The 9,057-nt window shown below is 61.2% G+C and carries 15 protein-coding genes and 1 pseudogene; 4 read left to right on the top strand and 12 right to left on the bottom strand.

Annotated features, from left to right (window positions below):
- Position 1: 1 nt before the first annotated feature.
- From AC3EMP_RS18800 to AC3EMP_RS18755, 10 genes are all read right to left on the bottom strand, one after another.
- Positions 2–523 carry a DUF2840 domain-containing protein gene (locus AC3EMP_RS18800; RefSeq protein WP_352713277.1) on the bottom strand — a complete coding sequence of 174 codons (522 nt, stop codon included), beginning with the start codon at positions 521–523 and terminating at the stop codon, positions 2–4.
- The gene (locus tag AC3EMP_RS18795; protein WP_352713279.1) at positions 520–762 is read right to left on the bottom strand and encodes a hypothetical protein; all 243 of its coding nucleotides are present in this window, start codon (positions 760–762) and stop codon (positions 520–522) included. Before AC3EMP_RS18795 ends, AC3EMP_RS18800 begins: the two co-directional genes overlap by 4 nt.
- On the bottom strand, positions 759–1,919 hold the full coding sequence (locus tag AC3EMP_RS18790; protein WP_352713282.1) for a replication initiator protein A: 1,161 nt from the start codon (positions 1,917–1,919) through the stop codon (positions 759–761). Before AC3EMP_RS18790 ends, AC3EMP_RS18795 begins: the two co-directional genes overlap by 4 nt.
- A 17-nt stretch (positions 1,920–1,936) precedes the next feature.
- On the bottom strand, positions 1,937–2,218 hold the full coding sequence (locus AC3EMP_RS18785; RefSeq protein ID WP_023690466.1) for a helix-turn-helix transcriptional regulator: 282 nt from the start codon (positions 2,216–2,218) through the stop codon (positions 1,937–1,939).
- Between the two features lie 140 nt (positions 2,219–2,358).
- The gene (locus AC3EMP_RS18780; RefSeq protein ID WP_023673528.1) at positions 2,359–2,904 is read right to left on the bottom strand and encodes a DUF2285 domain-containing protein; all 546 of its coding nucleotides are present in this window, start codon (positions 2,902–2,904) and stop codon (positions 2,359–2,361) included.
- A complete protein-coding gene (locus AC3EMP_RS18775; RefSeq protein ID WP_084013101.1) occupies positions 2,876–3,124 on the bottom strand; it encodes a transcriptional regulator domain-containing protein in 249 nt (82 codons plus the stop codon). The genes AC3EMP_RS18780 and AC3EMP_RS18775 overlap by 29 nt, the downstream gene beginning before the upstream one ends.
- 134 nt (positions 3,125–3,258) lie before the next feature.
- Complete coding sequence (locus AC3EMP_RS18770) at positions 3,259–3,519, bottom strand: DNA -binding domain-containing protein (protein WP_352713284.1); 261 nt, start codon at positions 3,517–3,519, stop codon at positions 3,259–3,261.
- A 175-nt stretch (positions 3,520–3,694) separates the two neighbouring features.
- Complete coding sequence (locus AC3EMP_RS18765) at positions 3,695–4,021, bottom strand: DUF736 domain-containing protein (RefSeq protein WP_023673530.1); 327 nt, start codon at positions 4,019–4,021, stop codon at positions 3,695–3,697.
- Between the two features lie 613 nt (positions 4,022–4,634).
- Positions 4,635–5,075 carry a hypothetical protein gene (locus tag AC3EMP_RS18760; RefSeq protein ID WP_352713287.1) on the bottom strand — a complete coding sequence of 147 codons (441 nt, stop codon included), beginning with the start codon at positions 5,073–5,075 and terminating at the stop codon, positions 4,635–4,637.
- 126 nt (positions 5,076–5,201) lie between these two features.
- A complete protein-coding gene (locus AC3EMP_RS18755; protein ID WP_352713290.1) occupies positions 5,202–5,369 on the bottom strand; it encodes a hypothetical protein in 168 nt (55 codons plus the stop codon).
- A 351-nt stretch (positions 5,370–5,720) separates the two neighbouring features.
- Between AC3EMP_RS18755 and AC3EMP_RS18750 the strand changes: the two genes are divergently transcribed.
- Complete coding sequence (locus tag AC3EMP_RS18750) at positions 5,721–5,999, top strand: hypothetical protein (protein ID WP_023694917.1); 279 nt, start codon at positions 5,721–5,723, stop codon at positions 5,997–5,999.
- A 53-nt stretch (positions 6,000–6,052) separates the two neighbouring features.
- Here AC3EMP_RS18750 and AC3EMP_RS18745 read toward each other — a convergent pair.
- Positions 6,053–6,272: pseudogene (locus tag AC3EMP_RS18745) on the bottom strand (DUF768 domain-containing protein).
- Positions 6,273–7,716: 1,444 nt separating this feature from the next.
- Between AC3EMP_RS18745 and AC3EMP_RS18740 the strand changes: the two are divergent.
- The 3 genes from AC3EMP_RS18740 (at position 7,717) to AC3EMP_RS18730 (ending at position 8,518) form a co-directional block, all read left to right on the top strand.
- The gene (locus AC3EMP_RS18740; RefSeq protein WP_023690464.1) at positions 7,717–7,923 is read left to right on the top strand and encodes a CsbD family protein; all 207 of its coding nucleotides are present in this window, start codon (positions 7,717–7,719) and stop codon (positions 7,921–7,923) included.
- A 70-nt stretch (positions 7,924–7,993) separates the two neighbouring features.
- Positions 7,994–8,173 carry a hypothetical protein gene (locus AC3EMP_RS18735; RefSeq protein ID WP_023697507.1) on the top strand — a complete coding sequence of 60 codons (180 nt, stop codon included), beginning with the start codon at positions 7,994–7,996 and terminating at the stop codon, positions 8,171–8,173.
- Between the two features lie 54 nt (positions 8,174–8,227).
- Entirely contained in the window at positions 8,228–8,518 is a 291-nt protein-coding gene (locus AC3EMP_RS18730; protein ID WP_031203328.1) for a helix-turn-helix domain-containing protein, read from the top strand.
- A 42-nt stretch (positions 8,519–8,560) separates the two neighbouring features.
- On the opposite strand, the gene AC3EMP_RS18725 is transcribed toward AC3EMP_RS18730, so the two are convergent.
- Positions 8,561–8,968, bottom strand: a complete 408-nt coding sequence (locus AC3EMP_RS18725) for a hypothetical protein (RefSeq protein ID WP_156936055.1) — start codon at positions 8,966–8,968, stop codon at positions 8,561–8,563.
- Positions 8,969–9,057 lie beyond the last annotated feature (89 nt).

Below are 9,057 nucleotides of genomic sequence, written 5' to 3'. Positions count from 1 at the left end.
GTCACGGCTCGGTCCTCTTGCGCAGCAGGAAGGCACGATGTTGGTCGAGTGTGTAGCTGCGCGGCGCGTGGCCGGCGGTTATCCGGTTATGGATGTGCCGCCAATGATCGGTCGATACCGACTCAGGTTCTATGCCGAGGGCTTGGATGGCGTCGATCGCCTGCAGCACGCGTTCGACCTTGGGCCAGCTCTCGACCTTCAGAAGGATGTCGCCGCCGGGGCGCACGAAGGGGAGCGTCTGATAGGCTTCGCCACGTGCGACCGCACGCACGATATCGATGCGTGAGATGATCGTTCCGAAGTCGTTCGCGGCCCAGCGAACGAACGCGAAGACCGCGCCGGGGCGATAGGACAGGATGCGCCGGCGACGATCAACGATCTGTTCCTGGGCGTGCGTGCCGAACCGTATCCAGTTCTCGATCCTCTTCTCGACCCAGGTCAGTTCGACATGGACGAGATTGTCGGTAGCGTGGTGCGTCGCCGGGAACGCGCCGCGCATGCGGGGAGCCGCAATGCCAATCATTTCGGTTCTCCTGATGTGGTGGGAAATGCGCGCGCTAGCCTCGCGCGCAGCGTGTTGGCGACGATGACGTCGTGCTCGAAAGCGGCGATGCGGTCGCGCACCTGCGGCGTCATGTCGATGGTCGGCCGCACGACGAAGGTCGCGAACTGATTTCGCTTGCAGGTCAATTCACCGGCGAGATGCAGCGTCAAAGTTGCCTTCCCGACACGGCTCTTTCGATTTAGGGGTGCGGCGCTCATCGGGCGGCTCCCGAGCGCGGATCAAGCGGCGGAGTCGGACCTTCGGAAGCGCTGGTTGCCGTGATGCGACCGCCAGAAACCGTCGACGTGTTGGGGGTGTTGTTGATGGTTACGCTGAGTGCGTGGCTGGCTCGCCGTACGAGCCTCTGCCCATCTTGCGCGCGTGCTTCAAAGTTAGAATCTGGGTTAGAGTCTAAGTTAAGGGCGCGATTTCGGCTTTGCTTTCCTACGGTTAGGCGCCGTTTCGGTTGCTGATAGCACGAGCCTGCGGTTCCCGATGGCACGATGGGTCCGGTTCCCGATAGCACGAGGCCGTCCACAGGCCTTCCACAGGAGCCGATCCGCTCGAAGGCAAGCAGAACCCGGCCGCCAATCTCCACTTCCAGCGCAAGGGTGTAGCCGGGCAGCGGCTGGCGGCGGATGATGTCGCGCAGCTCGAAGGCAAAGCGCTTGTAGGGCGACAGGCTGCCGGATTTCTGATGAAGGTGACGGAAGTCGAAGCGCCAGCCGTCGCGCTGGCGTCCGCCATGCTTGCGCACCAGCCGATAGAGCCAGCGCTCCAGCCCGCCAGTCAGGTCGAAATAGGCGCGATCGATCGTCAGCACGAGCGCCTCATCGAGGACTGCCTGGTAGAACCAGTCGGGGACGATCAACTCGATCCCCGCGGGTTTGCCATGGCGATTAATGCGCTCCTGCCACTCATTGATCCATGAGAAGCGGTGACGCCGGCCTTCGGCGGGCTGACGAATCGTCGTCGAGACGGTGGTCGACTGCAGCCGGTCAAGCCCCGCCTTCAGGCGCTGATAGTCGCGCAGGCTCTTGCCGCGGCCAACGAAGGTCAGAATCTCATAGGGCGTGGCGGCCATCAGGCGCGAGGTGCGAAGGCCCGCGTCGCGCGCCTCGACGATCTGGCTTGCGGCCCAGATCAGGATGTCGGCGTCCCAGATGGTCGCCATGCCATGATCGGGCACGGCTTCGACCCGGATCGTGACGTTGCCGGCCGTGAAGTCGATTGGCGCGACGCGATGGGTCTTGGACAGGGAGAAGAACGGATAGGCCATGAGATCCTGCGCATCTCGTGGGGCGAAGTCGCCAGGCAGCGCCCTGAACAGGTCGAGCTGCCCGCGCTCCGAAAGGGATTGGTTTCGAGCCACCATTGGAAATCCGCGCGCGGTCAGCGTGCGTATCGTCCGCCGTGCGTCGGCGGCGTCGGCGTGTGACGCTTGGCCGGCAGGACCGACCCCCGCGGATCGGATGTAGACGTGACAGCGCCGCGTTCGGCCCACGCCTGAAGATCGTCGACGGCATAGACGACACGGCCGCCGAGCTTGCGGTAGGAAGGACCAGTGCCATAGGTCCGGTGCTTTTCGAGCGTGCGGGCGGACAGGCTGAGGAAATCCGCGGCCTCCTTGGTGCGCAGGAAGCGCGGCGGCAAAACGGCGATATCGGGTCGCATGGGTCGAACCTCCGTGGGGTCTTGGGCAGCCGCTGGCGTTCAGCGGTGGGCGGAGACCACGGTGGCGGAGAGTAAGCTTCGTCAGGGATGGGGAAGTTGAGGGGGGCTAAAACTCCACCCCTTTTGCGCGGCCAGACCCGCTAGGATCGGCGGCGATGACGCAGGATTTGCAAATAGCCACCGCCGATCATGGCGGTGGCACCTTCGACCAGGCCGATCACCGCGTCGCGCAGTGCGGAAGTTTTCCAGGGATCGGCAGCGACGCGCTTAGACCCGTAAAGGGCGACGGCAATGTCGCGGTAGCTCGCGCCATTCGAATGGCCGTCAGCGGCCTGCATCATCAGACGAAAGCGGCGGCGCTGCTGCGGGGTCATCCGCGTGTCCGAAGGTTTGGGGCGCCCCTGCAACGAACGCCAGAAACGGGTGAGTGCTTCGATCCGTCCCAATGTTTCTGCGTCCAAGGGGATCAGCGCCGCCAGGTGACCGTGCGGGTCACTGCCGGGCAGAAGGAGAAGTTGGGTGACGACACCTGCACTATGGACAGTGTGGCGTCCTTCCGGGCTGTCGTGGACCACGCCCAGGCCGGTCAACGGCGCCGATCGCAAGGACGACAGGAATTCCGGCGCCGGCACGAGAGAAACCACAGCTGGATCGACGTCAGGCGACCACAGAACGTCTTGCGCCAAGGCGGACAAATCCGGCGTGGCCGGGAAATCGCAACCCCCACTGCCGCTGTGCCTCAGGGTGGAAGGGTGCTTTTTCGGATCTTGTGGTAAGGAGCGCTTGGTAGTGCCGTTGATAGGGTTGGTGACGCCGCAGACACTCCCAGGCGAGCCCTTCGATAGGTAATGTATCAAAATAATCATAGCTGGCATTGTCTCGCCAATGCGACGTATCCGGCCTCATCCAAGAGCTCCTCGCAAACAACGCGTAGACCCCGCCTCCAAACGATTCCGGGTTGTAGCGATTGGCGGAAGACCCTTGCCGGGCATCGGGTGATGCCACTTCGGCATCACCCGCGAACCACAGGCGCTGTGGTGCTAGTTGCCGGGTCGACGCAAGAGATGACGGTAGCCTGCACGCGCCATCCAGCGCGCTCGCGCCAGATGGCTGTCGTGGATGCGCCGGGCGCGTTGTGGCTCCTTCGTCAGATCAATGCCGAAGAGGATTTCGACCACCTCGCGCCAGTCCGCGCCGTCGTCGGCGGCGTCAAGCAGGCGCATATAGAGCTTGACGTGGTCCCGATCGTATTCGGTGAGTTCGTCACTGGTCGGCGCGGTTTCGTCAAACGGCTCGATCATCGCTTGCCTCGTCTTCACAGTGAAAGCCTGCATTTTATAGAAACAACAGCGCCGATGGAGGACGGTTGATAAGCATCAGGCGATGCGGTTTCGGCATCGCTCTCGGCTTGAGTGAATCGAACCGGACGTCCGCGGAAGAAGGCCCCGGCCTTCCGGCCGGGGCCTGCGCGGGTCCTTAGTCACCCCGCCGCGCGTTCGGGCGGGACCAGATGAGCGAGAAACCCTCCCCTTCCTCGTCGTCGAAGAGGTTGGCGTAGATCGGGGCGTTGAAGCTCGGATCGTCGAGCTTGAGACCCAGGTAATCGCGGCCTTCGTTGGAGGTCTTCGACCAGGCGGCGCCGATCTCGGCGCGGCCGACCAGCACCCGGTGGCTGGGAGCGTTCTCGCCGGTGGCGCGTGTGTCTGGGACGATGCGCACGTTCTTGGCTTGGACGCTGAGGGTGACGATGTCCCCGGTGAATTCGTTCGAGGCGGTCTTCTTGAAGGTGCCGATGGTAGCCATTGTAAGTCTCCGTTTTCTGTTCCCGAGCCCGCACCATGCGGCCTCGATGGCGATCGGGTGGCCGAAGGCGACCGACGACGCATCGCTTGCGACCGGAGCAACGCGGAGGACGGCGCAGGAACGACTTTCTTGTCTCGCGAGGAATGGCGGCGCTCGGGGTCCCCATGCGCTTGCGGCATGGGGTGGGAGCCGGCAGGGGAAGAAAGTCGAGATGCGCCGTTGCGGCCTAGGCGGTCGAGGCTTCAGCCGTCGTTCGGCCAGATCAGCCCATTGAAGAGGCCGTTTGGAGCGCTCTTGGGACAGATTGGGAACGGAGACGTTGGCGTGCAACGCGCCTCCGGCAGATCGCTACAGGCTTCACCGGCATCGCCCACGCATTCCAGGCACAGATTCCGCGCACCTGCAACGCCGCCGCCACCGCGCGCGCTGCCGTCCTGCTACCGACTTGTCGGTCTGCCATGGGCATCGACCAAAGAAAGTCCAAGTCCCAGACGAGGCCGCGCCGGCACGTGGCCGTTGCTCGATCCTGGCATGGAACCCGATTGCTCCAACCACCGATAATGAGGAGGCTAGGCCTTCGTCGGTCTGGTCCACCTGCGCCGCCCGCGGGGGTCTAGGCTCGAACCACGTCCCTGCCGGATTGGTCGGCTGACGTCATGCCCGCGACCCGCAGATATGCCGTGACGCCGACGGCGGTCGCGCCAATGACGGAGAAGACGACCTGCCAGGTTTCCGAAGGCATCATGTGCTTCGCGATGCCATGGGTGGCATGGTAGCCGGCAACCATCGCAGGCGCGACGAAGACAAGCGTGATCGCCAGCTTCGCCCACATGGAGCTGATAACGCCGAGGAGGATTTGGCCGATGCCGAGCGTCAACCCGGCTGCGAGGCTACCGACGAGGATCGCGCCAAGCCAGCCGGCACCGGTGTTGAATGCCCAGGTGCCTGCGCTGACCCCGACGAACAACGGAAGGGCGAAGATAGCAAGCGTGAAGAGCAACCAGCACAGGATGCCGATGGCCGCGATACAAAGAAACATGCCGAGGATGATCATGGTGGTGTCTCCGAGAGAATACCTCTGGCGATTGCGCCTTCCACCACCACCTCGGCGCAGCGCAGAGCATAGCAAGGGAAAAGGGCGGGCGAAACCCGCCGGTGTTCTTGGCGCGATTCCGCTCCGTCATGGGGCGAACGGGTCGATTTCGCCGATGATGGCGCTGTCGTCGCCGTCATACTCGTTCGCGGGCACGACCGAGAGAGTGCCGTCGCCGGCGCGAAAGATGACGATGGCTACCATGAGGGTGGCGGCGAGGCTGAAGGCGAATGCATGTGCGTCGGCGAGGGACATCGATCCGGCTCCTGTTTGAAGCGGAGGACCCTCCCCCGCTGACAGGCGCCCGATGTGTTCGGCGGATGGCCGCAATCACCGCGAAGGCGAAGCCGGAGCGGCGGCACGCTTCGCGTAGTCCGACCCCTTGCGGGTTGATGGCGTCAGGCCGTCGGCTGGACCAAGGATCAGCGCAATGGATCGCGGGGGTGGGGTCATCTTCAAGTCAGGAGCAGCGGCGTCGTTAGCGCGACGCTTATGTTCCATGAGAGTCTGAGCAAGCCGCCGCGCGATGTGGCGGGCGTCGAGCGAGAAACCGGGCGGCCATGAACGCGCTGGGTCCCGTTGGAAGCCGCCACGCTGAAAATGAGGATGAAGCTGGGCGATGACGCTGTGCAGTTGCGGTGGCAGGCCCAATCCAGCTCTCTCGGCGTAACGAGCGGCCTTGCCGAGATCGTGCCCGATATGGCGGCGATTCCAGCGATCGTCGGTCGCTGTTCTGAGAAGATGCGACTTCAGGAGCAATTCAATGGCGATGGCGATGGCGTGAAGGGCCGCATTGCGCCTGCCCAGATCCGCCGCCCGGTCAGCGCCATCGAGGCACACTGCGGCATTGCGCAAGAAGGTGTCGGCCAGCGCGATGTCCGGTGAAGCTATCGGGAAAGGATAAGAGCGACGGCTTGAAGAATGCCGTGCCTCCCCTGCTAATTTATAGGGGGGGTAAGTTCCGAAGGCGCATCGACCAGCGTCCGATATAGGCTGTCAACTTCTTCGTCGATCTCTTCGCGCCTGATCCCGAGCGCCTTAGCGTCGGCGTACAATTTGTGTGTGTACTCACTTATCGAAACCGTGTCGGCCTTCGCCGTTTCGGGGAGATTGTTGCCGATCCCAGCGATCGAGGAAATTGATACCGCGTGTACTCATGGAGCCTTAAGCTCCATTAAGCGCTTAGGTTCCGGCTGTTCGGTGGCGAGGTCATAGACTAGGCTGTTCGCAGCCGCCGAAGTAGCTTTTGACCTTCAATCAGGCCGCACGTCGGCCCAATCACTATGAATTGGCTTCGCACCAAAAATCCATGTGTGAGATGTAAGGCAAGAACCCCCATCGGAGTCCGTGAGTTCGACCTGGAGGATGATACCACCCCCGAACAGGCGTCATCGATCATACAGAAAGATGACGCACGACAGTCGCCAGTGATCGGGACCGACGAGACCGCGAAACAGATAGTCGCTCTGCTTCAGCGCGTCTCTCGCTGATTTCGTCAAGTTGCTCGCTTCGGGGGAGCTTCCAATCCTAGACGAGAAGACTGATCGCCAGCGAAAGCGACGGCATCTGCTTCATATTCGAATGCTCGGGAATACGTTTCACCGTTCCTCCCTATGATGCGAACAACCCACTCGCCCAACGAATGGCGGATCTCTAAGAAGAGGGAAGACGAAGGCGGCGGCCGGTACGTGACGCTGTGCAATGCCCTCGGGAGGCCTGTCCCGCCAAAATCGGCACCATCGGAGGAATGAACTTCACGCATGCACTGACTCCCGAGACCGCGAGTCAATTAGCGCGTGCTTAATTAGTTCCAGAACGTTTTAACGAATCGTTGACCGCGCTGTCCCATATAGGACGGCGCGGTCAAACCCCAACCTTGGCTGCGCAGGCGGCTTCGGCATTGAGTTCCACCCCGAACTGTCGGAGCCGCCACCCACATTTCACAATTTACCAGCAATGGTTGAATCAACCGTTACTGCACGTGCTTTCAATGGCGCTTCCCTGATCGTTAGACTTTGACGGAACAAACAGGGGATTCACAGGTTCGGCGTTCGAGACTCGACCGATGGAAGCGATCTTCGATGACATCGCCAACGCCCTCAGAGCGCCCCGCCAAGACGTGTGGCGCCCTGTCCGGCGCCTTCGCCATCGATATGGTCGGCGAACTCAACTCCCCACGTACGCCGCGTCCTGGCTGCGTCAAGGAAGCTCTTGGAACAGATGGCCGAACGCGAAGACCCCCCGCCGCCAAGTTGAGGCGGCTTCTATGGAAATCCGCTCATCTGACGCCAGAGCAGCGCTGGCAGGTCCATCAACCGGCTACCCTCAGAAGCAGTGCGACACCGACTCCATAAGGGATGAACACAGCCGCCAACGCGACCCAGATGCCCGGATCGGCGAGCACGTGCATTTCCTTGCGAAGCTGTTCCAGACCAACGGCAAAAGGCCGGCTGTGTTCCCAAACCGGAAAAGGCCGGCGCACACATGCGGTCGACGGGCATTAGGTTCCATTGCTAGATCACAAGCAAGCGCGCTTACCTGCAGCGGAACCTGACAGCCATACGACCGTTATTCGAAAGGACAACGAAAGGAGATCGCCATCATGGACTGGAATCGCGTCGAAGGAAATTGGAAGCAATTCAAAGGTAAGGTCAAGGAGCAGTGGGGCAAGCTCACTGATGATGATCTCGACCGCATAGCCGGCAACCGCGATCAGCTCGAAGGTACGATCCAGGAACGCTACGGCATTGAGAAGGATCGCGTGCGGCGAGACGTCGACGACTGGTATGGTCGACAAGACTCGTATTAGGACGGTGCGCCGTTCGGATCGACCTTGTCGGCTTCCAGCCGCGTTGATCTCCACAATGGAGATTGTAGAAATGTCCATCCACAAAGAAGACTATCGAACGAACAAGGCTGACTACCTGATAGCGAAAAGGCCAGATCTGGTTGAGAAGACCAAGCCGAAAAAGAAGACGTTGCGGCGTGACGATCAGCGTTCCGCAAAGTTATTGGAAAACCCCGCCGCGTTACCCGAGAGGCCGGCATCACGCCGTTAGAAATCGCAGAAGGTCAAGAGGAACATTTAAGCGATATTGAATGTTCGACTGTTTATGGACAGCCGAACCGTACTCTCAGCAGATCAATCCAGAGCAGCACGAGCCCTACTGAACTGGTCGCGTGTGCGACTTGCCGCAAAGGCAGATCTTAGCGAAATGGCCATCAGCGATCTTGAGAACGGATTCAGGAAATCGCGTCCCCACAACATCGCGGCGATCCGCAAAGCGTTTGAAGACGCCGGAATCGTCTTCACCGTCGAAGGCACTCCATCGCTCGCCCGCTCAGAAGGTGGCAGCGGCCTCGCCACCGACAATAGACAGTGGCGCCGGCGGCAGAGAAAATAATAAGGGCGAAAAGCCTACTCAGGAGCGTCTTAGGCTCGGAACTCATACCGGAAGGCTCGCAATGCGGAGCGCTGATTTACGGCTTTGAAGATTGCCGATCTCGTCGACCAAGGTCAGGCCGCTCAATCTGCGATCGAACTCTATGGGCTTGAAGCGCCGACCGCCGTGGCGCACTGCGCTTTGGAGGCACATTTCGACGGCCGACCAAATGACTTCCGCTTTTGGTGCGATGTCTTTCACCAACTGAGAAGACCAAACTGACGGAACTTTTGCCGCGGAATCGTGTTCGTTCGAGCATGACCAGAATAGCAGCCCTTGGCCCACGCATCCCCGGCAAACCACATTCGCCGGCAGACGGACAAGACCGTTTCGACCTTTGGCCCGATATGCGGCCAGCAGGTTGACCGCCGCGACTTCCGTCAAGTGATGTGGCACGAGCAACCAGATCACGAGCCGCTTGAATGGACGCTTAGAGCAGTTCAGATTTTGACTGAATCTGCGGGATTCCCGTGAGAGTGGTTTTGTGATTCAAGATGCTG

The sequence above is a fragment of the Mesorhizobium sp. P160219 genome, assembly GCF_057786095.1.
Note: the sequence above shows the minus strand (reverse complement) of the source record. Positions and strands in the feature narration are given on the sequence as shown.

Coding starts and splice junctions, on each gene's coding strand:
- AC3EMP_RS18800 (WP_352713277.1), bottom strand. CDS start 523: ATGATTGGCATTGCGGCTCCCCGCATGCGCGGCGCGTTCCCGGCGACG.
- AC3EMP_RS18795 (WP_352713279.1), bottom strand. CDS start 762: ATGAGCGCCGCACCCCTAAATCGAAAGAGCCGTGTCGGGAAGGCAACT.
- AC3EMP_RS18790 (WP_352713282.1), bottom strand. CDS start 1,919: ATGGTGGCTCGAAACCAATCCCTTTCGGAGCGCGGGCAGCTCGACCTG.
- AC3EMP_RS18785 (WP_023690466.1), bottom strand. CDS start 2,218: ATGCGACCCGATATCGCCGTTTTGCCGCCGCGCTTCCTGCGCACCAAG.
- AC3EMP_RS18775 (WP_084013101.1), bottom strand. CDS start 3,124: ATGAGGCCGGATACGTCGCATTGGCGAGACAATGCCAGCTATGATTAT.
- AC3EMP_RS18770 (WP_352713284.1), bottom strand. CDS start 3,519: ATGATCGAGCCGTTTGACGAAACCGCGCCGACCAGTGACGAACTCACC.
- AC3EMP_RS18765 (WP_023673530.1), bottom strand. CDS start 4,021: ATGGCTACCATCGGCACCTTCAAGAAGACCGCCTCGAACGAATTCACC.
- AC3EMP_RS18760 (WP_352713287.1), bottom strand. CDS start 5,075: ATGATCATCCTCGGCATGTTTCTTTGTATCGCGGCCATCGGCATCCTG.
- AC3EMP_RS18755 (WP_352713290.1), bottom strand. CDS start 5,369: ATGTCCCTCGCCGACGCACATGCATTCGCCTTCAGCCTCGCCGCCACC.
- AC3EMP_RS18750 (WP_023694917.1), top strand. CDS start 5,721: ATGAAGCTGGGCGATGACGCTGTGCAGTTGCGGTGGCAGGCCCAATCC.
- AC3EMP_RS18740 (WP_023690464.1), top strand. CDS start 7,717: ATGGACTGGAATCGCGTCGAAGGAAATTGGAAGCAATTCAAAGGTAAG.
- AC3EMP_RS18735 (WP_023697507.1), top strand. CDS start 7,994: ATGTCCATCCACAAAGAAGACTATCGAACGAACAAGGCTGACTACCTG.
- AC3EMP_RS18730 (WP_031203328.1), top strand. CDS start 8,228: ATGGACAGCCGAACCGTACTCTCAGCAGATCAATCCAGAGCAGCACGA.